The 24,077-nt window shown below is 71.7% G+C and carries 19 protein-coding genes and 1 pseudogene; 15 read left to right on the top strand and 5 right to left on the bottom strand.

The window, feature by feature from the left end:
* Positions 1-27: 27 nt before the first annotated feature.
* The 7 genes from cysC (at position 28) to ACWEFL_RS18000 (ending at position 6,742) form a co-directional block, all read left to right on the top strand.
* Entirely contained in the window at positions 28-561 is a 534-nt protein-coding gene (gene cysC / locus ACWEFL_RS18030) for an adenylyl-sulfate kinase (protein WP_451713258.1), read from the top strand.
* Entirely contained in the window at positions 558-1,490 is a 933-nt protein-coding gene (gene cysD / locus ACWEFL_RS18025; protein ID WP_451713256.1) for a sulfate adenylyltransferase subunit CysD, read from the top strand. Before cysC ends, cysD begins: the two co-directional genes overlap by 4 nt.
* Positions 1,491-1,492: 2 nt before the next feature.
* Entirely contained in the window at positions 1,493-2,848 is a 1,356-nt protein-coding gene (locus ACWEFL_RS18020; RefSeq protein WP_451713253.1) for a sulfate adenylyltransferase subunit 1, read from the top strand.
* 201 nt (positions 2,849-3,049) lie between these two features.
* Positions 3,050-4,162, top strand: coding sequence for an aliphatic sulfonate ABC transporter substrate-binding protein (locus tag ACWEFL_RS18015; RefSeq protein WP_451713250.1), 1,113 nt, complete (start codon positions 3,050-3,052; stop codon positions 4,160-4,162).
* Between the two features lie 36 nt (positions 4,163-4,198).
* On the top strand, positions 4,199-4,999 hold the full coding sequence (locus ACWEFL_RS18010) for an ABC transporter ATP-binding protein (protein WP_451713247.1): 801 nt from the start codon (positions 4,199-4,201) through the stop codon (positions 4,997-4,999).
* Positions 4,986-5,966, top strand: coding sequence for an ABC transporter permease (locus tag ACWEFL_RS18005; RefSeq protein WP_451713244.1), 981 nt, complete (start codon positions 4,986-4,988; stop codon positions 5,964-5,966). Before ACWEFL_RS18010 ends, ACWEFL_RS18005 begins: the two co-directional genes overlap by 14 nt.
* A gap of 8 nt (positions 5,967-5,974) precedes the next feature.
* A complete protein-coding gene (locus ACWEFL_RS18000) occupies positions 5,975-6,742 on the top strand; it encodes a sirohydrochlorin chelatase (RefSeq protein WP_451713241.1) in 768 nt (255 codons plus the stop codon).
* A gap of 47 nt (positions 6,743-6,789) precedes the next feature.
* Here the strand turns inward: ACWEFL_RS18000 and ACWEFL_RS17995 are convergent, their stop codons facing one another.
* Positions 6,790-7,539 (bottom strand): SDR family NAD(P)-dependent oxidoreductase, encoded by a 750-nt coding sequence (locus ACWEFL_RS17995; RefSeq protein ID WP_451713239.1) that lies wholly within the window; start codon positions 7,537-7,539, stop codon positions 6,790-6,792.
* 176 nt (positions 7,540-7,715) lie between these two features.
* Here ACWEFL_RS17995 and ACWEFL_RS17990 point away from each other — a divergent pair, with 176 nt between their 5' ends.
* Together ACWEFL_RS17990 and ACWEFL_RS17985 are read left to right on the top strand one after the other, a co-directional pair.
* On the top strand, positions 7,716-8,552 hold the full coding sequence (locus ACWEFL_RS17990; protein ID WP_451713236.1) for an aldo/keto reductase: 837 nt from the start codon (positions 7,716-7,718) through the stop codon (positions 8,550-8,552).
* 138 nt (positions 8,553-8,690) lie between these two features.
* On the top strand, positions 8,691-8,885 hold the full coding sequence (locus ACWEFL_RS17985; protein WP_451713234.1) for a DUF4236 domain-containing protein: 195 nt from the start codon (positions 8,691-8,693) through the stop codon (positions 8,883-8,885).
* A gap of 113 nt (positions 8,886-8,998) precedes the next feature.
* On the opposite strand, the gene ACWEFL_RS17980 is transcribed toward ACWEFL_RS17985, so the two are convergent.
* On the bottom strand, positions 8,999-9,553 hold the full coding sequence (locus ACWEFL_RS17980) for a DUF1697 domain-containing protein (protein ID WP_451713232.1): 555 nt from the start codon (positions 9,551-9,553) through the stop codon (positions 8,999-9,001).
* Between the two features lie 528 nt (positions 9,554-10,081).
* Between ACWEFL_RS17980 and ACWEFL_RS17975 the strand changes: the two genes are divergently transcribed.
* From ACWEFL_RS17975 to ACWEFL_RS17965, 3 genes and pseudogenes are all read left to right on the top strand, one after another.
* The gene (locus ACWEFL_RS17975; protein ID WP_451713229.1) at positions 10,082-12,349 is read left to right on the top strand and encodes an MMPL family transporter; all 2,268 of its coding nucleotides are present in this window, start codon (positions 10,082-10,084) and stop codon (positions 12,347-12,349) included.
* Positions 12,350-12,724: 375 nt separating this feature from the next.
* On the top strand, positions 12,725-13,579 hold the full coding sequence (locus tag ACWEFL_RS17970; RefSeq protein WP_451713227.1) for a phosphotransferase enzyme family protein: 855 nt from the start codon (positions 12,725-12,727) through the stop codon (positions 13,577-13,579).
* Positions 13,580-13,633: 54 nt separating this feature from the next.
* Positions 13,634-13,894: pseudogene (locus ACWEFL_RS17965) on the top strand (excinuclease ABC subunit UvrA); the annotation flags it as partial.
* A gap of 17 nt (positions 13,895-13,911) precedes the next feature.
* On the opposite strand, the gene ACWEFL_RS17960 reads toward ACWEFL_RS17965, so the two are convergent.
* The gene (locus ACWEFL_RS17960; RefSeq protein ID WP_451713224.1) at positions 13,912-14,640 is read right to left on the bottom strand and encodes an exonuclease domain-containing protein; all 729 of its coding nucleotides are present in this window, start codon (positions 14,638-14,640) and stop codon (positions 13,912-13,914) included.
* A 64-nt stretch (positions 14,641-14,704) separates the two neighbouring features.
* Positions 14,705-15,940: an SAV2148 family HEPN domain-containing protein gene (locus ACWEFL_RS17955; protein WP_451713222.1), complete on the bottom strand. Its 1,236-nt coding sequence runs from the start codon at positions 15,938-15,940 to the stop codon at positions 14,705-14,707.
* A 344-nt stretch (positions 15,941-16,284) separates the two neighbouring features.
* Between ACWEFL_RS17955 and glgX the strand changes: the two genes are divergently transcribed.
* Both glgX and treY read left to right on the top strand, forming a co-directional pair.
* The gene (gene glgX / locus ACWEFL_RS17950; protein WP_451713220.1) at positions 16,285-18,405 is read left to right on the top strand and encodes a glycogen debranching protein GlgX; all 2,121 of its coding nucleotides are present in this window, start codon (positions 16,285-16,287) and stop codon (positions 18,403-18,405) included.
* Between the two features lie 216 nt (positions 18,406-18,621).
* Positions 18,622-20,964 carry a malto-oligosyltrehalose synthase gene (treY, locus tag ACWEFL_RS17945; RefSeq protein WP_451713218.1) on the top strand — a complete coding sequence of 781 codons (2,343 nt, stop codon included), beginning with the start codon at positions 18,622-18,624 and terminating at the stop codon, positions 20,962-20,964.
* Positions 20,965-21,222: 258 nt separating this feature from the next.
* Here treY and ACWEFL_RS17940 read toward each other — a convergent pair whose 3' ends face one another.
* Positions 21,223-21,777: a DUF1707 and FHA domain-containing protein gene (locus ACWEFL_RS17940; protein WP_451713217.1), complete on the bottom strand. Its 555-nt coding sequence runs from the start codon at positions 21,775-21,777 to the stop codon at positions 21,223-21,225.
* 436 nt (positions 21,778-22,213) lie between these two features.
* Here ACWEFL_RS17940 and treZ point away from each other — a divergent pair, with 436 nt between their 5' ends.
* A complete protein-coding gene (treZ, locus tag ACWEFL_RS17935) occupies positions 22,214-23,965 on the top strand; it encodes a malto-oligosyltrehalose trehalohydrolase (RefSeq protein WP_451713214.1) in 1,752 nt (583 codons plus the stop codon).
* Positions 23,966-24,077 lie beyond the last annotated feature (112 nt).

Raw genomic sequence — 24,077 nt, 5'->3', positions numbered from 1 at the left:
ATCGCGGGAGAGCTGGGAGACAAGGACGTGACTGGGGCCACCATCTGGCTCACCGGACTGCCGAGCGCGGGCAAGACCACCATCGCCCACGCGCTGGCGGAGCGGCTGCACGCCGACGGCCGCCGTACGGAGGTCCTCGACGGGGACGAGATCCGCGAGTTCCTCTCCGCGGGCCTCGGCTTCAGCCGTGAGGACCGCCACACCAACGTGCAGCGGATCGGCTTCGTCGCCGAGCTGCTGGCGTCCCACGGCGTCACCGTGCTCGTGCCGGTCATCGCCCCGTACGCCGACAGCCGCGAGGCCGTCCGCAAGCGCCACGCGGCCGAGGGCACCCCGTATGTCGAGGTGCATGTCGCGACGCCCGTCGAGGTGTGCTCCGTACGCGATGTGAAGGGGCTGTACGCCAAGCAGGCGGCCGGTGAACTCAGCGGACTGACCGGGGTGGACGACCCGTACGAGGAGCCGCTCTCCCCGGACCTGCGGATCGAGTCGCAGCACCAGACCGTATCCGAGTCCGCGGCGGCGCTCCACGCGCTGCTCACCGAGAAGGGCCTCTCATGACGACCGTCGCCGGCGTTCAGGACACGGACAGCCCCTACGCCCTCTCCCACCTCGACGCGCTCGAATCCGAGGCGGTGCACATCTTCCGCGAGGTGGCGGGGGAGTTCGAACGGCCGGTGATCCTCTTCTCCGGCGGCAAGGACTCCATCGTCATGCTGCATCTGGCGCTGAAGGCGTTCGCGCCCGCCGCGATCCCCTTCTCGCTGCTGCACGTGGACACCGGGCACAACTTCCCCGAGGTCATCGAGTACCGCGACCGCACGGTCGAGCACCACGGGCTGCGGCTCCACGTCGCCTCCGTACAGGAGTACATCGACGCCGGAAAGCTCCGGGAGCGGCCCGACGGGACCCGCAACCCGCTCCAGACCGTGCCGCTCACCGAGAAGATCCAGTCCGAGCGGTTCGACGCGGTCTTCGGCGGCGGGCGGCGGGACGAGGAGAAGGCGCGCGCCAAGGAGCGGGTGTTCTCACTGCGGGACGAGTTCTCCCAGTGGGATCCGCGCCGTCAGCGCCCCGAGCTCTGGCAGCTGTACAACGGCCGCCACGCGCCCGGCGAGCACGTCCGGGTCTTCCCGCTCTCCAACTGGACCGAGCTGGACGTGTGGCAGTACATCGCCCGCGAGAAGATCGAACTGCCGCGGATCTACTTCGCCCATGAGCGCGAGGTGTTCCAGCGCTCCGGGATGTGGCTGACGGCGGGCGACTGGGGCGGCCCCAAGGAGAGCGAGCGGGTCGAGACCCGGCTCATCCGCTACCGCACCGTCGGCGACATGTCCTGCACGGGGGCCGTCGACTCCGACGCCACCACGCTCGACACGGTGATCGCCGAGATCGCCGCCTCCCGGCTCACCGAGCGGGGCGCCACCCGCGCCGACGACAAGATGTCCGAGGCCGCGATGGAAGACCGCAAGCGCGAGGGGTACTTCTAGAGATGACCACGACAAGCGAGCGACTCGACGAGCTGGCGGCGACCACCCTGCTGCGCTTCGCCACCGCCGGCTCCGTCGACGACGGCAAGTCCACCCTGGTCGGGCGGCTGCTGCACGACTCCAAATCGATTCTGACCGACCAGCTGGAGGCCGTCGAGCACGCCTCCCGCTCCCGCGGCCAGGACGCGCCGGATCTGGCGCTCCTCACCGACGGGCTGCGGGCCGAACGCGAGCAGGGCATCACCATCGATGTCGCGTACCGCTACTTCGCCACGGCGCGCAGGCGGTTCATCCTCGCCGACACCCCCGGTCATGTGCAGTACACCCGCAACATGGTGACCGGCGCGTCCACGGCCGAACTCGCGGTCGTGCTGGTCGACGCCCGCAACGGTGTGGTCGAGCAGACCCGCCGCCATGCCGCCGTCGCCGCGCTGCTGCGGGTGCCCCATGTCGTGCTCGCGGTGAACAAGATGGACCTCGTCGACTACGCCGAGCCGGTCTTCGCGGCGATCGCCGAGGAGTTCACCACGTACGCCCTGGAGCTGGGCGTCCCCGAGGTCACCGCGATCCCGATCTCCGCCCTCGCCGGGGACAATGTGGTCGACCCGTCCTCGAACATGGACTGGTACGGCGGTCCGACCGTGCTGGAGCATCTGGAGACCGTGCCGGTCAGCCACGATCTGACCGACTGCCACGCCCGTCTCCCTGTGCAGTACGTGATCCGTCCGCAGACGGCCGAGCACCCGGACTACCGGGGATACGCGGGCCAGATCGCCGCCGGCACCTTCCGGGTCGGCGAGCGGGTGACCGTACTCCCCTCGGGCCGTACCTCGAAGATCTCCGGGATCGATCTGCTCGGCCAGGCGGTCGACATCGCGTGGACCCCGCAGTCCGTCACCCTCCTGCTGGAGGACGACATCGACGTCTCGCGCGGCGATCTGATCGTGCCGAGCGGTGACGCCCCGGCGACCACGCAGGACGTCGAGGCCACCGTCTGCCATGTCGCCGACCAGCCGCTGACGGTGGGCCAGAGGGTGCTGCTGAAGCACACGACCCGTACGGTCAAGGCGATCGTCAAGGAGATCCCGTCGCGGCTCACCCTCGACGACCTCTCCCAGCACCCGGATCCGGGGCAGTTGGTCGCCAATGACATCGGGCGCGTCAAGGTGCGTACGGCCGAACCGCTGGCGCTGGACGCGTACGCGGACTCCCGGCGCACCGGCTCCTTCCTGCTGATCGACCCCGCCGACGGCACCACGCTGGCGGCGGGCATGGCGGGCGACTCGTTCACCACCCCCGCGGCATCGGTTGAGACCGACGACAGCGCCGCCGCCGACGACGACGGATGGGACTTCTGATGACCGACGTGTTCGCGACCTTCGCGAAAGAGGGCGGCCGGGTGGGCAGCGGCACCCTCGGCGCCGGCACGGGGGGTGTCACGCGATGTGCGCGATGACCCGTACGCACCACCCGCGTCACCGACGAAGACCGTTAACCGCCGACTTCCCGGCCGCGCTCCGCGAGCGTGCCGCCGGGGCCTGTGAGAGGAAACCCTCCCCGTGCCTGCCACCCGTACCACCCTGCGCCGCGGCATCGTCGCAGCCGCCGCACTCCCGCTGCTGATCGGCGCACTCGCCTCCTGCGGTTACGGCTCCGACTCCGAGAAGGACGACAAGGCCGGCCCGGCGGCGGCCGAGGGCGAGAAGCTCTCGGCCGACACCGTGAAGCTCGGCTACTTCCCGAATCTGACGCACGCCACCGCTCTCGTCGGTGAGCAGGAGGGCATCCTCCAGAAGGAACTGGGCGGCACCCAGATCAAGTCGACCACCTTCAACGCGGGCCCGTCCGAGATCGAGGCGCTCAACGCGGGCTCGATCGACATCGGCTTCATCGGCCCCTCCCCCGCCATCAACGGCTTCACGAAGTCCAAGGGCGAGAACCTGCGGATCGTGGCCGGTTCCGCGTCCGGCGGCGTCAAACTGGTGGTCAACCCCGCGAAGATCAAGACGCTGGACGATCTCAAGGGCAAGAAGATCGCCACGCCCCAGCTCGGCAACACCCAGGACGTCGCCTTCCTCAACTGGATATCCGAGAAGGGCTGGAAGACGGACGCCCAGAGCGGCAAGGGCGATGTCTCCGTGGTCCGCACGGACAACAAGATCACCCCGGACGCCTACAAGTCCGGCTCCATCGACGGCGCCTGGGTGCCGGAGCCGACCGCGTCCCGGCTGGTCTCCCAGGGCGCGAAGGTGCTGCTCGACGAGGCGACGATCTGGCCGGACAAGAAGTTCGTGATCACCCACATCATCGTGTCGCAGAAGTTCCTCAAGGAGCACCCGGACGTCGTCGAGGCCGTGGTGCGCGGCTCGGTGAAGACCAACGCGTGGATCAACGCCAACCCGGAGAAGGCCAAGGCGTCCGCCAACGCCAAGCTGAAGGCGCTCAGCGGCAAGGAGCTGCCCGCCGAGATCATCGACGGGGCGTGGCCCTCGATCCAGTTCCTGGACGACCCGCTGGCCTCGACGCTCAAGACCCAGGCCGGATACGCGGTGAAGGCCGGTCTGCTGGAGCAGCCGGACCTGAACGGCATCTACGACCTGACGGCGCTGAACAAGGTCCTTCGGACCGACGGCAAGCCCGAGGTCTCCGACGCCGGTCTCGGCGTCAAGTAACCACCGCACAGACCCAGTTCCCAGGAGGTGACGACCATGGCCAGCACCACGACACTCACGAAGGACCAGGCCGAGGCCCGTACGACGGCCGGTTACGCCGCGCGTATCGGGCATGTCTCGAAGTCCTTCGCGGGGCCGGGGGGACGGCAGCTCGTACTGGACGACATCAGCCTCGATGTCGCACCGGGCGAGTTCGTCACCCTCCTGGGGGCGTCGGGCTGCGGAAAGTCCACCCTGCTCAATCTGGTCGCGGGTCTGGACGCGCCCACCGCGGGGTCCATCGAGACCCCCGGCGGGCGGCCCGCGCTGATGTTCCAGGAGCATGCGCTGTTCCCGTGGCTGACCGCGGGGAAGAACATCGAACTCGCGCTGCGGCTGCGCGGGGTCGCCAAGGCCGAGCGCCGCGCCGAGACCGAACGGCTGCTCGACCTCGTACGGCTCGGGGGCGCGTACGGGAAGCGGGTGCACGAGCTGTCGGGCGGTATGCGGCAGCGGGTGGCGCTGGCGCGCGCCCTGGCCCAGGACAGTCAGCTCCTGCTGATGGACGAGCCGTTCGCGGCGCTGGACGCCATCACCCGTGATGTGCTCCACGACGAGCTGACCCGTATCTGGCGGGAGACCCGGCTGTCCGTGCTGTTCGTGACGCACAACGTCCGGGAGGCCGTGCGGCTGGCCGAGCGGGTGGTGCTGCTGTCGTCCCGTCCGGGCCGTGTCGCCCGTGAGTGGACGGTCGGCATCGAGCAGCCGCGCCGGATCGAGGACGCCGCCGTGGCGGAGCTGTCCATCGAGATCACCGAAGAACTGCGTGGGGAGATCCGCCGACATGGCCAGCACTGAGACCGAGGCCCCCGGCGCCGAGTCGGACTCGACCAAGGGCCCGGTGTCCAAGGGCTCGGCGTCCCCGGCCTCGGGGGGCGCCGGCTCCCCGGGCTCCGGAGCCGAACCGTCACACGATCTCGCGGGGCTGGAGGCCGGACTCGACGCACTGGACACGGTGCAGGCCCAGCGGACGCCCTTCCGTGAGACGCTGCTGAAGAAGGTGCTGCCGCCGCTGCTGGCGGTGGCGCTGGTCCTGGCCGTCTGGCAGACGCTGGTGTGGGCGAAGGTCACCGACGAGGGCAGCCTTCCCGCGCCGTCCGCGGTGTGGGACAGCGTGTCCGACCTGTGGCTGCGGGGCACACTGCTGGAGATCGTGTGGACCAGCATCTCGCGCGGTCTGCTCGGCTTTCTGCTGGCGCTCGCCATCGGGACGCCGCTCGGTCTGCTGGTCGCCCGCGTGAAGTTCGTGCGCGCCGCGATCGGACCGATCCTGTCGGGCCTCCAGTCGCTGCCGTCGGTGGCCTGGGTGCCTCCCGCGGTGATCTGGCTGGGCCTCAACAACCAGATGATGTACGCGGTGATCCTGCTCGGCGCGGTGCCGTCGATCGCCAACGGCCTGGTCTCCGGCGTCGACCAGGTACCGCCGCTGTTCCTGCGCGCCGGCCGCACGATGGGCGCCACCGGCCTCCGCGGCACCTGGCATATCGTGATGCCCGCCGCGCTGCCCGGCTATGTGGCCGGACTCAAGCAGGGCTGGGCGTTCTCCTGGCGGTCCCTGATGGCGGCCGAGATCATCGCCTCGTCGCCCGACCTGGGCCTCGGGCTCGGCCAGTTGCTGGAGAACGGCCGCAACAACTCCGACATGCCGGGAGTCTTCCTGGCGATCCTGCTGATCCTGACGGTCGGCATCGCCATCGATCTGCTGATCTTCAGCCCACTGGAGCGCGCGGTTCTGCGGGGCCGCGGTCTCCTCGTCAAGAACTGAGTCCCGCGATGACCGGTCCCGTACTCCTCGTCGTCGCCCACGGCAGCCGTGACCCGCGGCATGCCGCGACCGTCCACGCCCTGGTGCGCCGGGTCCGGTCGCTGCGGCCCGGACTGCGCGTGGAGACCGGGTTCCTGGACTTCAACGCCCCGTCCGTGCCGAGGGTGCTGGAGCGGCTCGCGGCCGAGGCCGGCCCGGGTGGGGTGGCCGACGTCGTGGCGCTGCCGCTGCTGCTGACCCGGGCCTTCCACGCCAAGTCCGACATCCCCGCTGTACTGCACGAGGCGTCGGTGCGGCTGCCGGGGCTGCGCGTGAGGCAGGCGGAGGTGCTCGGCCCGTCCCCGCTGCTGTTCGCGGCGGTGGAGCGGCGGCTTTACGAAGCCGGGCTCGGCCCGGCCGACAAACGCTCGACCGGGCTCGTCCTGGCCTCGGCGGGCACCACAGACGTGGAGGCGATCGCAGTGATCGCAGAAATGGCGCGGGAGCTGCGGCACACCGGTTGGAGTGCCGTGCGGCCTGCGTTCGCCTCCGCATCCCTGCCCAGAACCGAGGACGCCGTGCGCTCGCTGCGGGCCGAGGGCTGTCGGCGGGTGGCGGTGGCTCCGTACGTCATCGCCCCCGGCCGGCTGCCCGACCGCATCGCCGAGGGAGCGCGGCATGCCGACGTCCTCGCGGACGTCCTGGGTCCGGCCCCCGAGCTGGCGCGGCTGCTGCTGGAGCGGTACGGACAGGCTGTCGTCTCCGGCGGCCGTGCCCGGCTCGGGGTCCCGGCCTGAGCCGGACACGGTCTCCGGCAAGGTCCGGCTCCTCGGTCGGCGGGGTGTCAGTCCACGATGGCGCCGCAGGAGATGTTCACTTCGGTGGAGGTCAGGGTGCGGGCCCGGTCCGAGGCCACGAAGGCGGCCACCTCGCCCACGTCCCTCAATGTCGCGGTCCGGTTCAGCAGCGTCGCCCGCTCCAGATCGGCCGTGATCTCGTCCCGACCGGCGAACCCCTCGGGGATGGACTCCGGCACGCCACCCGATGTGAGGGTGACCACGCGGATGCCGTGCGGGCCGAGTTCGCACGCCCACTGACGCCGGAGCCCCTCCACGGTGTCCAGCGCGACCTTGAAGCCGCCCAGGCCGGGCAGCGTCTGCGGACCGCCCCCGCCGAAGGCCAGGACGACCCCCGACCCGCGCCGGACCATGTGCCGCGCCGCCGCCCTGGTCGTCAGGAACTGCGACCGCGCCGCGTTCACGACCGGCCGGAGGAAGTCCTCCACCGACAGCTCGGCCAGCGGTCGCTGGACGTCTCCGTACCCGATGGCGTTGAACGAGACGTCGATCCGCCCGGCCCGCGAGGCGATCGAGTCGGCGTACTCGTCCACGGCTCTCTCGTCCAGGGCGTCGACGACGGCGCTCTCGGCCGCGCCGCCCCGCGCGCGGATGGCCCCGGCGAGTTCATCGACCCCCGGCGCGGTACGCCCGGCGAGGAAGACGCGCGCCCCCTCGCGGGCGAACGCTCTCGCCACCGCCCCGCCGATCGCCCCGCCCGCCCCGTACACGACGGCCACTCTGTTCTCCAGCAACATCGTCGGTCACTTCCCTTTCTCACGGCGAATTCTCACGGTGAACACTCCGGTGCGACCCGGCTTCCTCCAGGGACGTCGGAGCCGCGCACCGGAATTCGACGCACACCCCCGTCCCTTTTCCGCGCCCAGTCGCTCCGACCGCCCGTCCGGCGCTCGGTCAGAGGTACGGTCGAGCCATGATCACCGAGTCCTTCCTCCTCGCCGGGGAGCTGCCCGTACGCCGTCTGGGTTATGGAACCGCCCAGCTCACCGGCCCCGGATACTGGGGCCCGCGCGGTGAGCGCGCCGACGCCGTCGCCGTGCTGCGGCGGGCCGTGGAGCGCGGTGTGACGCTCATCGACACGGCCGCCAACTACGGGCCGGGCCTCGCGGAGGAACTGGTCGCCGAGGCGCTGCACCCGTACCCGGAGGGCCTGGTCGTGGCCACCAAGGGCGGCGTGGTGCGGACGAGCGACAGCACCTCTCATATCGCGGGGCGCCCCGAAGAGCTGCGCGCGATGTGCGAGGCGAGTCTGCGCCGGTTGCGTACGGAGACGATCGACCTGTACCAGCTCCACCGGCTGGATCCGGCGGTGCCGCTCGCCGAGCAGCTGGGCGCGCTGGCGGAGTTGCGGAGCGAGGGCAAGATCCGGCACATCGGCCTGGACTCGGTCACCGCCGAGCAGCTCACGGCCGCGATGGACATCACGGCCGTCGTCTCGGTGCAGAACCGTTTCAACTTCGTCGACCGGGACTCGGAGCCCGTACTGGAGGTGTGCGAGAGGCATGGGCTGGCGTTTCTGCCGTGGTTCCCGCTCGCCGACGGCGCGCTGGCGGACGGGGGGTCGCCGGCGCTGGACGCGGTCGCGGCGGCCCGTGGCGTGAGCCGGGCCGCGATCGCGCTGGCGTGGCTGCTGCAACGCTCGCCCGTGGTGTGCCCGACGCCGGGGACGAGTTCGCTCGCGCATCTGGAGGACAATCTCGGTGCGGCGGCGATCTCACTGTCCGAGGCCGAACTGTCGGCGCTCGGGTGACGCGGCTTCGGTCACTCGGCTTCGGTCACTCGGCTTCGGCGGCGCGGGTCGGGTGACACGGCTTCGGTGACACATTCGTAGCGATGCGGTGACGGGTGCGGGTCGCGTCGGCCGCACCATCGAGTGAAGGAGGCCGACATGTCGTTCCACTACCACAAGCGGATCACGCTGATCCCCAGGGTGCTGCACCTCACCATCAGTTCGCACGGCTGGTCCTGGTCGTTCGGCGGACGGCGCGCGCACATCACCCGTGACAGCCATGGCCGCCGCAGCGCGTCGGTGCGGCTGCCCGGTGGCTTCAGCTGGCGCCGGGACTCGCATCGCCGCCGCTGACCGTGGCCGACTACGACGGCCGGGCCGAGGTCCGGCCCGCGTCCGGGAATGGCCGCCGGGCCGCCGGACTGTCGGGCCGCCGGACTGTCGGGACTGTCGGGGTCGCCGGTGGATCAGTCGCCGTCCGCCGTCAGCTCCACGAGTTTGCGGACCGTGTTCCAGTTACGGGAGGTGGCGACGGTTCCCTTGGTGAGGGCGGGCCTGGCGAGCGCCTCGGCGAGCTTGGAGCGGCCGAGGCCGTTCGGGGCGTACAGATACAGGGCCCTGTCCCCGAGCCGGAACTCCTCCGGCAGGAAGGCGGCCTGGTCGAGGGAGGCGAAGCGCTCGGGGTCGACGGGCGCGTCGAAATAGGTGACATGCAGCTGTCCGGCCTCCAGTTCGGCGGCCGGGTAGGGGCAGTCGTCGGCGATCGCTCTGAGGTAGGAGGCGGCGCGGACCAGACAGTCCACAGGGAAGCCGAAACGTTTCTCGATGGCCTGTGCCAGGGCTGCGGCGAGCGCCTCCTCGTCGGTGGAGTCGCTCGTGAAGACGGCGTTGCCGCTCTGGAGATAGGTGGCGACGCCCGAGTGGCCCAGCTCGGTGAGCAGTTCACGGAGTGCGGCCATGGGCACCTTCCGATGCCCGCCGACGTTGACGCCCCGCAGGAGCGCCGCGTATCTCGTGGTCATGTCCACAACCCTAGGTCGTTTCTGATGGATCAGGCTGGATCAGGGAGCGGGGTCTGGTGCCGTGCATCGCAAGGCGGAGGAGGGAATCCATGCGGTGGGGGTACCTCCCGGGCCGCTAGGCCCAGGGTGGGGGTACCTCCCGGGCCGCTAGGCCCAGGGGGCCCATAGGTGACCGACGACAACGCAGCGTGGGGGCACCTCCCCGGCCGCAGGGCCGAGGGGGAGCGGTGCCAGGGCACGCGAGCCCAGCAAGATCCATCAGAAACGGCCTAGTGCCGTGGTCGGACACCCCGGGGCCCACTGGGCGGACCTCCCGGCGGCGGCACCACGGTGACCTCCGCTCCTGCGAGACAGACCCGATAGATGTAAGGGTCCTCGGTCTCCGTCGTCAGGGACGGAGGCAATCCCAGAGGAGTAGACCAGCCTGCCCGGGATCACCGGCGAGCAGGACGAGTCCGCCCCGCCACGCCCCTAGCGTCAGAAGCTGAGACGCCGGCGTCACGTCGGCGCGACGCCGGTAGAGGGGCAATGGCAGCCATGGGGAAGACGGAAAGCACGCCGCGCGGGATAGCCGCGCGGGCGGGGGGCTGGAGCGCACAGCACCGATGGGCCGCTGTGGGGATCTGGGTGCTGTTCATCGTGCTCGCCATGGCGGCCGGCTCGGCCGCCGGGCGGGTCGAGCTCGAGCAGAGCAATGCCCTGAAGGGCGAGACCAGCCAGGCGGCGAAGATCACCGACGAGTCGGGCATCAAGGGGTCGGCCGATGAGACGGTCCTGATCCAGGCGAAGGGCGACACGGCGAAGGCGACGGATCCTCAGTTCCGGGCCGCCGTCGCCTCGGTGATGAAGGCGGTGGAGGCCACGGGCGAGGTGACCGCCGTGACCTCCCCGTACACCACCAAGAACATCTCGAAGGACGGCCGCAGCGCGCTGGTGCGGTTCGAGATGCGAGGCGACCCCGACACGGCCGGCGAGCGGGTGGCCCCGGTCCTGAAGGCCGTCGCCGACGTGCAGGGCGAGCACAAGGAGTTGCTGATCGAGGAGATCGGCGAAGCGAGCATGAACAAGACGTTCGACGACGCCTTCGGCGAGGACTTCCAGCGGGCCGAACTCCTCGCCGTTCCCGTCGCGCTCGGGATCCTGCTGATCACCTTCGGCGCACTGGTGGCGGCGCTGCTTCCGGTGGCCCTGGCGATCACGGCGATCATCGCCACGATGGGGCTCATGGGGCTGGCCAGCCACGCGATGCCGATGGGCGAGACGTCCAACTCCGTCATGCTGCTGGTCGGACTGGCCGTCGGCGTCGACTACTGCCTCTTCTATCTGCGGCGCGAGCGCGAGGAGCGTGCCGCGGGCAGGGACGCGCGGACGGCGATCCAGATCGCCGCGGCGACCAGCGGCCGGGCCGTCATCGTCTCCGGTGTGACGGTGTGCGTGGCCATGGCCGGCATGCTCTTCACGGGGGTCGGCGACTTCAAGTCGATGGGCCTGGCGTCGATCATCGTGGTCGCGGTGGCGATGGTCGGCTCGGTGACGGTCCTTCCGGCGCTGCTGTCCCTTCTGGGCGAGCGGGTGGAGAAGGGCCGGGTTCCGTTCCTCAACCGTCTCAAGCGCGACACGAACGGCGAGAGCCGGTTCTGGCGCGCGGTCCTCGGCAGGGTGCTCAAGCGGCCGGTGGTGTCGCTGGTGGTCGCCACGGGCGCGCTGGCCGCGATCGCGCTGCCCGCGCTCGGCATGAAGACCCAGGATCTGACGCTGGACCAGGAGTTCGGCGACTCGGTCCCGATCGTGGCGACGTACCAGCGCCTCAACGAGGCGTTCCCGGGCGGGGTGGACCCGGCCTCGGTCGTCGTCAAGGCGGATGACATCAACGCCGCGCCCGTGAAGCAGGCCATCGCCGACTTCCGTGCGCGCGCGGTCGCTTCGGGCGCGTCCGAAGGCCCGATCGAGGTGGTCACCCATGACGCGGAGAACGTCGCCTTCGTCTCCGTGCCGCTGGTCGGCGGTTCCGATCAGGACGAGGCCCAGAAGAGCCTGAAGATCCTCCGGGACGAGGTCCGGCCCGCCACCCTCGGCACGGTGGACGGCGTCGAGGCCCCGGTCACCGGTCAGGTCGCCGGATCCATGGACTTCAACGACCAGATCACGGCGGCCGTCGTGCCCGTCTTCACCTTCGTGGTGATCTTCGCCTTCGTGCTGATGCTGCTCTCGTTCCGCTCGCTGAGCATCGCGATCACCTCGATCGTGCTCAATCTGCTGTCGGTCGGCGCGGCGTACGGCATCCTCACCGCGGTCTTCCAGCACGGCTGGGGCGCTTCGCTGGTGGGCGCGGAGGGCGTCGGCGCGGTCGTCGCCTGGCTGCCGCTGTTCCTCTTCGTGATCCTCTTCGGGCTCTCGATGGACTACCACGTCTTCGTGGTCTCCCGGGTCCGGGAGGCGAGGCTCCAGGGCCGCGACACACGGGAGGCGATCACGCAGGGCGTCGTCACGACGGCCGGTGTCGTCACGAGCGCCGCGGTCATCATGGTCGCCGTCTTCGCGATCTTCGGCACCCTGTCCATGCAGTCCATGAAGCAGATGGGCGTCGGCCTCGCGGCGGCGGTGCTCATCGACGCGACGATCATCCGGGGCGTTCTGCTCCCGGCGGCCATGGCGCTCCTGGGCGAGAAGAACTGGTACTTCCCGAAGTGGCTCGGCTGGCTGCCCGACATGACCCACGACGAGCCGGTACGGCCCGAGGCGGCCACGGCCCTGGGCCACGACGACGACGGCCGCCGGGAGCCCGCGCGCGTGTGACGGAGCCGCTCGGAGGGAGACGCGGGCACCGCCCCGCGCTCCCCCGCCACGCGGAACCCGGCCCGGACGCCCCCGTGCGTCCGGGCCGCTCCGCGCCCGCCGGAGGCCGCGGGCCCGTGGTCCGCCCGGGGGCCGTCGGCCCCTCCGCGCCCACCGGGGGCCTGTTCCGGGCGAGAACGCGACTCGGCCGGGCCGGGAGAACCTCCGGTCGCCGAAGTCCACGGATACGCCCGCGTGGGGCCGGGCTCTGCGGTTCAGCCGCTCCGGTGGCTCCGCCCCCCGGCCCAGGTCGTGGGTCCGTGAGGCGCGGCTGTCCGCGGATGCGAGACTTTGGCGGGTTTGAACTGGTGAGAGAGCGGAAGAGGTGGCACGGCGATGGACGAGACGCGGGCACGGGAGGTGCTGGCGGCGGCGGGACTGGCCTCGGCGGACGCGACGCTGCTGGCGATCGGCGAGAACGCGGTCTTCTCGACGGGTGAGGTCGTCGTCAAGATCGGCCGCTCCGCCGAGCTGCTGGCGCGGGCCGACCGTGAACTCGCCGTCGGCGGTTGGCTGGCGGAGGCGGGCGTCCCCGCCGTACGCCCCGCCGAGCCCGTGGCACGTCTCGTCGAGGAGCACCCGGTCTCCGTCTGGCACCGGCTTCCCGACGCGGTACGCCCCGCGGAGCCCGCCGATCTGGCCCGGCTGCTCCTTCTGGTGCACGCGCTGCCCGCGCCCGCTTTCGCCCTGCCGAGGCGGGAACTGCTCGGCGGGGTGGAGCGCTGGCTGCGTCTCGCCGGTGAGGCCATCGACCCCGCCGACGCGGCCTATCTGCGGGCCCGGCGCGACGGTTTCGCCGAGGAGTCCGCCGCGCTGACGCCCCGGCTGCCGATGGGGCCGATCCACGGCGACGCCCTCCCGAGGAATGTCCACGTGGGACCCGACGGCCCGGTCCTGGTGGATCTGGAGACGTTCTCCTCGGATCTGCGCGAGCACGACCTCGTGGTGATGGCTCTGTCGCGCGACCGGTACGGCCTCGGTCCTCGGGCGTACGAGTCGTTCGCCGAGGCGTACGGGTGGGATGTGCGGGAGTGGGAGGGCTGCCGGGTGCTCCGGGGGGCGCGGGAGACCGCGAGCTGTGCGTGGGTGGCCCAGCACGCGGTGTCGAACCCGAAGGCGCGTGAGGAGTTCGTACGCCGGGTGAACTCGCTCCGGAACGAGGAACCCGAGGTCCACTGGTACCCGTTCTGACCCGTTCTGACCCGTGCCGTCCCCTGCGACGGGCTCTGCCGAGGGGCACTCGGGACCGAGGCGGAGGAGTTCTTCGCCGGTGGCGAGGCACGCACACCGGCCGCGGACCGCATCCTCGGCCGGCTCTCCGCCGTCGGGCAACTGCTCGGCCTGCTGGACCGGCTCGTCGACTCCGGCCCATCGGTCGTCGTCGTCGAGCACCACCAGGCGGTGATGGCTCACGCCGACTGGATCACCCGCCCCGGGGCCGTCCACAACGGCGGCCGAGTCGTCTTCGAGGGCACACCCGCCGACCTCGCCGCCGCCCGCTCCACCCGCGGGCCCGTGACGGATCAGCCCGCCCGTACCAGCGCCCGCACGGGCCAGGTCCCGTCCACCACCGCCGTCGGGTCGCCCTTCTTCCGCAGGAACGCCTGGAAGTCCGTCGCCCACCGCGCGTACCACCGGATCTGGCGCTCGTGCAGCTGTGCCGGGGACAGGGCGGCCACCGACGCGTGCCGGCCCGCCACCGCGCGGGCCACATGGACCGCCGCTATCGCGTCCGCGGACGCCTCGTGGGCCGCGACCAGGGCCACGCCGTACTCCGCGCAGACCGCCTCCAGTGTGCGCTTGCCCTTGCGGTAGCGGTCGACCGCCCGGTCGATGGTGTACGGGTCGATCACCGGGCCGAGGTCGCGGCCCCCCAGGCGGTCCGTCAGGGACGGGAGCCCGTGGCGGTCCAGCTCCGCCGTCAGCAGGGTCAGATCGAAGGCCGCGTTGTACGCGACGACGGGGACGCCCCGCGACCAGTGCCCGCAGAGCACGTCCGCGACCTCGTCGACGACCTCACGCGCCGGGCGGCCCTCCGCCGCGGCCCGTTCGCTGCTGATGCCGTGGACGGCGGACGCCTGCGCGGGGATGCGGATCCCGGGATCCGCGAGCCAGGTGCGGTGGTCGGGCCCGGCCGGCCGGTCGCCGACGGAGACCCGGACGACCGCCGCCGTGACGATCCGGGCCTCCAGCGGCTCCGTGCCCGTCGTCTCCAGGTCGAAACCGACGAGCGGCTCCTGATACCAGGTCATCGTGGACCACCCCTCCTCATGTCCCCAGGTGAGTCATCACACCCTCCCACGGGGCACTGACAACTCAGGAGACCGGGCGGGAGTCCGCCCAGAACGATTCGAACTCCTCGCGGTAGGTCTGGAACAGGCCGTGCTCGGGGTCGGCGCCCATACGGACGACGGAGGACCGGCTGCCACCGCGCAGGACCAGGACCGGGGCCTCCATGCCGCGCGCCTTGCGCAAGTAGGACTGGACGACGGCGACTCCGTCGGGGCCGTCGCCGTCGACGAGATAGGCCGTGAAGCGGGGCGTCTCGTCGAAGACCTGGATCTCGAAGGCGCCGGGGTCGCGGAGCCGGGAGCGGACGCGGCGCATATGGAGGATGTTCATCTCCACGGTCCGGCTCAGTTCACCCTTCTTGAGGCCCAGTTCGCGTTCGCGCCGCTTGACCGCGCTGCTCGCCGGATTGAGGAAGAGCAGCCGGATCCGCGCGCCCTGCTCGGCGAGGCGGATCAGCCGGCGGCCGGAGAAGTTCTGGACGAGGAGGTTGAGACCGATGCCGATGGCGTCGAGCCGGCGCGCGCCGCCGAAGAGGTCCTCGGCCGGGATCTGGCGCTGGAGGCGGACCCGGTCGGGGTGGACGGAGACGACGTCCGCGTACCGGTCGCCGACGAGGTCCTCGACCGCGTCCACCGGAAGCCGGTCGGCGGACGGCACGCCCGCGCCGCTGCCGAGTATCTCCAGCAGCCGGGCGGAGGCCCGCTCGGCCTGGGCGAGGACGGCCTCGTTGAGCGCGCGGTTGCGGGAGACCACGTTCCGGGCGACCTCCAGTTCGTCGAGCGCCAGCTCCACGTCACGCCGGTCGTCGAAGTACGGCTCGAAGCAGGGCCAGTGCTGGACCATCAGTTCGCGCAGCTGCGGCAGGGTCAGGAAGGACAGCACATTGTCGTCGTTGGGGTCCAGGAGGTAGCCCTTGCGGCGGGAGACCTCCCGGACCGCGACGGCCCGCTGCACCCACTCCTGTCCGGCGGGGCCGGCCGCGGCCACCACCCAGTCGTCGCCGTGGACCGGTTCGTAGATCGGGCGCAGCACGGCGGCGACCACCGCGCGCAGCCGCTGTTCCACCAGATTGAGCCAGATATAGGCCCGTCCGGCTCGTTGCGCACGCGTCCGCACCTCGCTCCAGGCGTCCGCGTCCCAGTCCAGCTCCGCCCCGATCTCCATCGGTCTCGCGAGCGAGACCGCGCCAGGCGGGGCGTCCGCGGAGTCCCCCTCGTGACCACCGTCACCGGGGGGTAGCTCCAGCCCTCCCGAGCTCACCCGCGTGCCCCTTCCCATCCCCCACCCAACGATCAAGGAAGACTACTCCGCATGCGGGACGCGGTGCAGCCGGAACGCGAGTGCGCTTTCCCAACTTCCGCCTACTTTTTGGATGTTCTTCCCGGCGAGATCTGCCGGAGTGAGGTGATTCATAGTGGTACGACCCCCCCGTGCCGGGCCGGGGCCGCGCCGGGCCCGGCTCCGGTGTCGCTCACAGGTGAGGGAACGAACCGGGTGTTGACCCGCGTCGTCCACGGCGAGCCGGGCGCGATCGGGGTACTTTCGGAATGGATTCGGGCCATGTGTCCCCCACCCACCCGGATCAGAAGGGGAAGAGTTCATTCATGCAGGTCTGGCCGGGACAGGCGTATCCCCTCGGTGCCACGTACGACGGCGCCGGCACGAACTTCGCGGTGTTCTCCGAGTCCGCGCGGCGGATCGAGCTCTGTCTGCTGCACGACGACGGCTCGGAGACGGCGGTGGAGCTCCGTGAGACCGATGCCTTTGTCCGGCACGCGTATCTGCCGGGTGTGATGCCGGGCCAGCGGTACGGATTCCGGGTGCACGGCCCGTACGCGCCGGAGCGGGGCCAGCGGTGCAATTCGGCCAAGCTGCTCCTCGACCCGTACGCCCGCGCGATGAGCGGCGGGGTGGACTGGGGCGAGTCGGTGTACGGCTACCACTTCGGCAGGCCCGACTCGCGCAACGACCTGGATTCGGCCCCGCACACGATGACGTCGGTCGTGGTCAATCCCTACTTCGACTGGGGGGACGACCGGTCGCCGCGGACGGACTACCACCGGACGGTGATCTACGAGGCCCATGTGAAGGGTCTGACGATGCTCCATCCGGAGCTGCCCCCCGAGCTGCGGGGGACGTACGCGGGCCTCGCCCATCCGGCCGTCCTCTCCCATCTGACGGAACTGGGCGTGACGACGCTCGAGCTGATGCCGGTGCACCAGTTCGTCGACGACCACCGGCTGGTGGACGCGGGACTGAGCAACTACTGGGGCTACAACACCATCGGCTTCTTCGCCCCGCACAACGCGTACGCCTCGTGGGGCGACCGGGGCGAGCAGGTGCTGGAGTTCAAGCACGCCGTGCGGGCGCTGCACCAGGCGGGCATCGAGGTCATTCTCGACGTCGTGTACAACCACACCGCCGAGGGCAGCCATCTGGGCCCGACGCTCTCCTTCCGGGGGCTGGACAACGCCTCGTACTACCGGCTCTCGGAGGACCGCCGCTACTACACCGACACGACGGGGACCGGGAACTCCCTGCTGATGCGCAGCCCCCACGTCCTTCAGCTGATCATGGACTCGCTGCGGTACTGGGTGACCGAGATGCATGTGGACGGCTTCCGCTTCGATCTCGCGGCGACGCTGGCGCGTCAGTTCCACGAGGTGGACCGGCTGTCGTCGTTCTTCGATCTGGTGCAGCAGGATCCGGTGGTCAGCCAGGTGAAGCTGATCGCCGAGCCGTGGGACGTGGGCGAGGGCGGCTATCAGGTGGGGAACTTCCCGCCGATGTGGACCGAGTGGAACGGCAAGTACCGCGACACGGTTCGGGATCTGTGGCGCGGCGAGCCCCGTACGCTCGCGGAGTTCGCCTCCCGGCTGACCGGTTCGTCCGATCTCTATCAGGACGACGGCCGCCGGCCGCTGGCCTCGATCAACTTCGCGACCTGCCACGACGGGTTCACGCTGCACGACCTGGTCTCGTACAACGAGAAGCACAACGAGGCCAACGGGGAGGGCAACCGCGACGGAGAGAGCCACAACCGGTCGTGGAACTGCGGTGTGGAGGGGGAGAGCGACGACCCGGAGGTGCTGGAGCTGCGCGGCCGTCAGATGCGGAACTTCATCGCGACGCTGATGCTCTCCCAGGGTGTGCCGATGCTCAGCCACGGGGACGAGTTCGCGCGTACGCAGGGCGGCAACAACAACGCGTACTGCCAGGACAACGAGGTCTCCTGGGTGAAGTGGCCCGAGCCCGGCTCGGAGGGCGACGGGACGCTGCTGGAGTTCACCCGTGCGATGGTGTGGCTGCGGCGGGACCATCCCGTCTTCCGGCGCAGGCGTTTCTTCCACGGGCATCCGGTGGAGGGCACCCATGACGAGCTGACCGATATCGCCTGGTTCACCCCCAGGGGTGAGAAGATGACGCAGCGGGACTGGCAGGCCACCCACGCCAGGGCGCTGTCGGTGTTCCTGAACGGGCACGCGATCTCGGAGCCGGGGCCGCGCGGGGAGCGGATCTCCGACGACTCGTTTCTGCTGATGTTCAACGCGAGCGCGGACGACATGGACTTCGCGGTGCCGGTCGGCCACGGCCGCCGGTGGCAGGTGGTGGTGGACACGGCGCGTGAGGAGGGCGTGCCGCCCGGCGCGGGTCCCGAGGTGGACGCCGGGGAGCGGCTGCGGCTGCTGAGCCGGAGTCTGACGGTGCTGCGACGGCCCGCGTAGCCGCCGCGGCGGGCCTGCCCGGGCGCTTCGAACGAGTCCGGAGGGGCTTCGGGGTGCTCCTCAGGTGCTTCAAGCGGCTCCGGGCCGCTTCGAGCGGCTCTGAACGAGTCCGGAGGGGCGGGAGGGGGAACATCGGGACCGTTCGGTCACCCGATCGGCCGCTCCCGCACCGGGAGCGATGACACAGATCCCCTCCAGGCGGGTACGTACGCCTCCATGACGCCCACCTCGACCTACCGGCTCCAGCTCCAGCCCGCCTTCCCGTTCTCCGCCGCCGCCGCGGTCGTGCCGTACATCGCGGGCCTCGGCGTCTCGCATCTTCATCTGTCGCCGGTGCTGGAGGCCCTGCCGGGGTCGACGCACGGCTACGACGTCACCGATCCCACCCGGGTGCGGGAGGAACTGGGCGGCGAGGAGGGGCTCAGAGCGCTCGCCGCCGCCGCGCGGGAGCACGGGCTCGGGCTCGTCGTGGACATCGTGCCGAACCATATGGCCGCCGTGCCGGGCCACAACCCGGCGCTGTGGGAGGTGCTGCGGGACGGGCCCTCGTCGCCGTACGCCCGCTGGTTCGACATCGAATGGCAGGCGGGCGACGGCAGGGTGCTGCTGCCGGTGCTCGCCGGCCGGTTCGGGGACGAACTGGACGCGATGCGCGTCGAGGGGGACGTGCTGCACTACGGGGAGCACCGCTTCCCGCTGCGCGAACCGCCGGGCGGGCGGCCGGGCGGGCAGCCGCTGTCCGAGCTGCTGGACGCCCAGTGGTACCGGCTCGGCTGGTGGCGGCTCGCCCGTACCGAGCTGAACTACCGGCGCTTCTTCACCGTCTCCGGGCTGATCGGGGTCCGGGTCGAGGACCCGGAGGTCTTCGACGCCACCCATGCCAAGATCCTCGAACTCGTACGGGACGGGATCGTGGAGGGGCTGCGGATCGATCACCCGGACGGGCTCGCCGATCCGGCGGCGTATCTGCGGCGGCTGGACGAGGCCACGGGCGGCGCGTGCTGGACGGTCGTGGAGAAGATCCTCACGGGGGACGAGCGGCTGCCGCCCGACTGGCCGGTGGCGGGGACGACGGGATACGACGCGCTCCGACGGATCGACGGGCTGTTCACCGACCCGGAGGGCGCCGGTGAACTCGTCACGCGCTACCGGGAGTTCGCCCGTCCTGCGGGTGACCTGGGCGGCTACTGGGACGCGACGGTCCGGCGGGCCGCCTACCGGGTGGTCGCCCGTGAGCTGATCTCCGAGACGAACGCGCTGGCCCGGATCGCCGGGCGCGTGTGCGCCGGGGACCCGGCGCTGCGCGACCACGCGCCCTGGGCCCTGCGGACGGCGATCCGCGAGCTGCTGGTCCGGGTGCCGGTCTACCGGCCGTACCGGATCGGCGGCGAGGACGTCCTCACCGTGAGGGCGGCGGCGGGGGCGAAGGCCGCGTTCGCGGTCCCCGAGGAGGGCACGGCCGTCGACGTCGTACGGGAGCTGGCGCTGGGACGGCTCGGCGACGGCCCGGACCACGAGGCGTTCCGGGCCCGTTTCGCGCAGACGTCGTCCGCGCTGCGCGCCAAGTCCGTCGAGGACACGGCCTTCTACCGCTATACGCCGCTGATCTCGGCGAACGAGGTCGGCGGGGATCCTGGGCGGCCGGCGGTCGGGCCGGAGGAGTTCCACGCGTACTGCGAGCGGCTGGCGCGCGACTGGCCGACCACCGGGACCGTGCTGACGACCCATGACACCAAGCGGAGCGCGGATGTGCGGGCCGGGATCGCCGTGCTGTCCGAGTGCCCGGAGCGGTGGGAACTCTTTCTGCGGCGGGTCGGCGAGGAGGCGGCCCGGCTGGAGGGCGGGCGCGCGCCCGATCCGCATCTGGCGTGGGTGACCTGGCAGACGGCGGTCGGCTCCGGGTTCCCGTACGAGGGGCGGCTCGGTCCGGCACTGCTGAAGGCCGCGCGGGAGGCGGGGCTGCACACCGGCTGGACGGATCCCGACGAGGCGTACGAGAAGGCGCTCGCCGACTTCGTGAGCGCCGGGCCCGCCGGGCCGCCGCTCTACTCGGTGGCGCTGTTCTCCCGCGAACTGGAACCGTATGTGCGGGCCAATGTGCTGGGGTCCGCGCTGCTGCATCTGACGATGCCGGGGGTGCCGGATCTGTACCAGGGCACGGAACGCCAGTATCTGGCGCTGGTGGACCCGGACAACCGGACGCCGTTCGAGGAGGGCCCGTCGAACGAGAAGACCGTGCTCACGCAGGCGGCGCTGCGGTTGCGCCGGGAGCGGCCGGAGGTCTTCGGCGCGTCGGGGACGTACGTCCCGCTGGAGGTGAGCGGTCCGGCCGCTCGGCACTGCGTGGCGTACTGCCGTACGGGGGAGGTCGTCGCGGCGGTGACCCGGCTGTCGCTGAGGCTGGAGCGGGCGGGCGGCTGGGGGGACACGGAGGTGACGCTGCCGTCGGGGCGGTGGGTGGATCTGCTCAAGGGGCGGCGGATGAGCGGGGGTCCGGTGCGGGCGGCGGAGCTGTTTCTGGAGGGTCCGGTGGCGCTGCTGGTACGCAGGCGTCCCTGAGTGTTCCCGCAGCCGGGCGGGCGGGCGGGGGCGGGCGCGCGGGGGGCGGGCGCGCGGGGGGCGGGTGCGCGGGAGCGGGTGCGCGGGAGCGGGTGCGCGGGAGCGGGTGCGCGGGAGCGGGTGCGCGGGAGCGGGTGCGCGGGAGCGGGGGCGGGCGTTCAGGGCGGGCGGGCCGCGCGTTCGTGGCGGCCGCCATCGGTCGAGGCGGGCCGCCCTCGGTCGTTGGGGCGGGCGGCCCGCGGCCCGGCTGATTCCGGGTCAGCGGGCGGTGAGCCGGAAGCCGATCCGGCCGAAGGCCACCATGTCGCCGTCCCGCACCGGCACGGAACCGGTCAGCCGGCGGCCGTTGACGGTGGTGCCGTTGGTGGAGCCGAGGTCGCGCAGGATCCAGACGCTGTTGTGCAGGCTCAGTTCGGCGTGCAGACGCGAGACGCTCTCATGGGTCAGCCGCAGTCCGTTGACGGGGTCGCGGCCTATCCTCAGCGGGACCGGGCCGGGCTCGGGCAGCAGCAGCGGCGGCAGCTTCTCGGCCGCCCAGGCCCTGCGCAGCCGTACGAGGAACGCGGACACCCCGCCCACCGTGCGGAACAGCCGCTGGGAGACTCCGCCGTCCGTGCGGAGGTCGGCGGTGAGGGCCTTCAGCTCCTCCGGGGTGCGGGCGGCCAGGGCCAGTTCCATCCGGCGCAGAAAGGTGTCGTGCGAGAGCCTGCCCTGGGCCGCGCCCTCGGTGAGCACACTGACGGCACGGTCCCGCTCGGCGTCGGACGGCCGCCGGGGAACGGGGTCGGTGGAGAACTCGGAGGACGACGTCACACCGTCGATTGTCGGGCCGAGGAACCCGAGGTGACAAGAAAGACGCTGATCCGGTCTGCCCCGGACGGCTGCTGACCTGCGCGGAAGCGACAGTTCCGCCACAGGTCGGCAACAGCCGGGGAACAACGCGGCGGACGGGGGTTCACCGCGCGCGCCACCGGTCGGGGCGGCCTCCCGACGACGTCGGCGTACTCGGCGAACCGCGCGGCCCGGCCGGAGGGCCCCTGCCGCCGGTGCGGGCGGCCCCTCGGTCCGGATGGTGGCGGACGCGTCCCAGAGGAAGCCGGGCGGGAAGGAGAGCGGCGGGGGCCTGGGGGCGGCGGTGTCGACGTGGCCCGTGACCTCAAATGGCCGCAATGACACCTCTGCCGGAGCCCGATCTTGTCAGGATGGGGGAGACCGTCACGGGCCGGCATCGACGACAAGGGGACCGCCAGTGCTGTTCGAGGTGTGGGCGCCGCGGGCCGAGGAGCGGGTCGTGCTCTGGCTGGAGGGCGTTCCGCGGCCGATGGAGCGGGACGAGTGGCGTCCGGGCTGGTGGAGCACGGAGGCCGACGCGTCCGACGGCACCCGGTACGGCTTCGCGCTGGACGGCGGTCCGGTGCTGCCCGACCCGCGCTCGCGCCGCCAGCCGGACGGCCCGGACGGCCCGAGCGCGGTCGTCCTCCCGGACACCTACGTCTGGCGGCACGACTGGCCGGGGCGGGGGCTGCGGGGCGCGGTCCTGTACGAGCTGCACATCGGCACGTACACCCCCGAGGGAACGCTGGACGCGGCGGCCGCGCGGCTGGACGAGCTGGCCTGGCTGGGCGTCACCCATGTCGCGCTGATGCCGCTGTGCCCCTTCCCCGGTGTGCGCGGCTGGGGGTACGACGGGGTGTCGCCGTGGGCGGTGCACGAGCCCTATGGCGGGCCCGAGGCGCTGAAGCGGTTCGTCGACGGCGCGCACGCGCACGGTCTCGGGGTGGTGCTGGACGTGGTCCACAACCACATGGGCCCCTCGGGCAACCGGCTGCCCGAATTCGGCCCGTACTTCACGGAAACCCATCACACGCCCTGGGGCGCGGCGGTCAATCTGGACGCGCCCGGCTCGGACGAGGTGCGCGCCTATCTGCTGGGCAGCGCGGTGGCCTGGCTGCGGGACTACCGCCTCGACGGGCTCCGGCTGGACGCGGTGCACACGCTCGCCGACAGCCGGGCGCTCACCTTCCTGGAGGAGCTGGCCGCCACCGTGGACCGGCTCTCCGCCGACCTCGGCCGGCCGCTGTTCCTGATCGCCGAGTCGGACACGAACGACCCGCGGACGACCACACCGCGCGAGGCGGGCGGCATCGGGCTGCACGCCCAGTGGAACGACGACTTCCACCATGCGCTGCACACGGCGCTGACCGGTGAGTCGCAGGGCTACTACGCCGACTTCGCCGACGCTCCCCCGTCGGCGCTCGCCAAGGCGCTCACCCATGTCTTCTTCCACGACGGAACCGCGTCGAGTTTCCGGGGCCGTACGCACGGCAGGCCGGTCGACCGGGTGACGACCCCCGCCCACCGCTTCCTCGGCTACGCCCAGAACCACGACCAGATCGGCAACCGCGCTCTGGGCGACCGGCTTTCGGCGTCCCTCTCCCCCGGACTGCTGGCGTGCGCGGCGGCGCTGGTGCTGACGGGCCCGTTCACGCCGATGCTCTTCATGGGCGAGGAGTGGGGGGCGCGTACGCCCTGGCAGTTCTTCACCGACCACACCGATCCCGCGCTGGCCGCGGCCGTGCGGGAGGGCCGGCGGCGGGAGTTCGCGTCACACGGCTGGGCGGCCGGGGAGATCCCCGACCCGCAGGACCCGGCGACCCGTGAACGCTCCTGCCTCGACCGCGCCGAACGGGACCGTGAGCCGCACGCCCGGCTGCTCGCCTGGCACCGGGAGCTGATCGCCCTGCGCCGGGCCGAGCCCGATCTGACCGATCCCGATCTGGCGACGGTGAAGGTCGCGTACGACGAGGGAGCCCGCTGGCTGGCCGTCCGCCGGGGGGACCTGCGGATCGCGGTCAACCTGTCACGGGAGGCCGTCCACATCCCGCTCGGCGGACCGGGCGGCTGCCGGGTGCTGGCCGCCTGGGATCCGGTGGACCCGCCGGGACCCGACGGGACGCTGCGGCTGGCGGCGGAGTCGTGCGTGGTGCTGGCGGACGTGTAGGGCCTCGCGTGCGGGTCGTGCGGGTCGTGCGGGTCGTGCCGGGCTCGCGTGCCCCGGCACCGGGACGCGCACGGGCGCGCCCCGGCTTCCCGGTGGGGCCGGCTGCTGCGCC

The sequence above is a fragment of the Streptomyces sp. NPDC004838 genome, from assembly GCF_053600955.1.
The sequence above is the reverse complement of the archived record's forward strand: the minus strand, read 5'-3'. Positions and strand labels throughout refer to the sequence as shown.

Excerpts from the sequence above, each read along its gene's own strand:
- cysD (WP_451713256.1), top strand. The coding sequence starts at position 558 with ATGACGACCGTCGCCGGCGTTCAGGACACGGACAGCCCCTACGCCCTC.
- ACWEFL_RS18020 (WP_451713253.1), top strand. The coding sequence starts at position 1,493 with ATGACCACGACAAGCGAGCGACTCGACGAGCTGGCGGCGACCACCCTG.
- ACWEFL_RS18010 (WP_451713247.1), top strand. The coding sequence starts at position 4,199 with ATGGCCAGCACCACGACACTCACGAAGGACCAGGCCGAGGCCCGTACG.
- ACWEFL_RS18005 (WP_451713244.1), top strand. The coding sequence starts at position 4,986 with ATGGCCAGCACTGAGACCGAGGCCCCCGGCGCCGAGTCGGACTCGACC.
- ACWEFL_RS18000 (WP_451713241.1), top strand. The coding sequence starts at position 5,975 with ATGACCGGTCCCGTACTCCTCGTCGTCGCCCACGGCAGCCGTGACCCG.
- ACWEFL_RS17995 (WP_451713239.1), bottom strand. The coding sequence starts at position 7,539 with ATGTTGCTGGAGAACAGAGTGGCCGTCGTGTACGGGGCGGGCGGGGCG.
- ACWEFL_RS17990 (WP_451713236.1), top strand. The coding sequence starts at position 7,716 with ATGATCACCGAGTCCTTCCTCCTCGCCGGGGAGCTGCCCGTACGCCGT.
- ACWEFL_RS17985 (WP_451713234.1), top strand. The coding sequence starts at position 8,691 with ATGTCGTTCCACTACCACAAGCGGATCACGCTGATCCCCAGGGTGCTG.
- ACWEFL_RS17980 (WP_451713232.1), bottom strand. The coding sequence starts at position 9,553 with ATGACCACGAGATACGCGGCGCTCCTGCGGGGCGTCAACGTCGGCGGG.
- ACWEFL_RS17975 (WP_451713229.1), top strand. The coding sequence starts at position 10,082 with ATGGCAGCCATGGGGAAGACGGAAAGCACGCCGCGCGGGATAGCCGCG.
- ACWEFL_RS17970 (WP_451713227.1), top strand. The coding sequence starts at position 12,725 with ATGGACGAGACGCGGGCACGGGAGGTGCTGGCGGCGGCGGGACTGGCC.
- ACWEFL_RS17960 (WP_451713224.1), bottom strand. The coding sequence starts at position 14,640 with ATGACCTGGTATCAGGAGCCGCTCGTCGGTTTCGACCTGGAGACGACG.
- glgX (WP_451713220.1), top strand. The coding sequence starts at position 16,285 with ATGCAGGTCTGGCCGGGACAGGCGTATCCCCTCGGTGCCACGTACGAC.
- treY (WP_451713218.1), top strand. The coding sequence starts at position 18,622 with ATGACGCCCACCTCGACCTACCGGCTCCAGCTCCAGCCCGCCTTCCCG.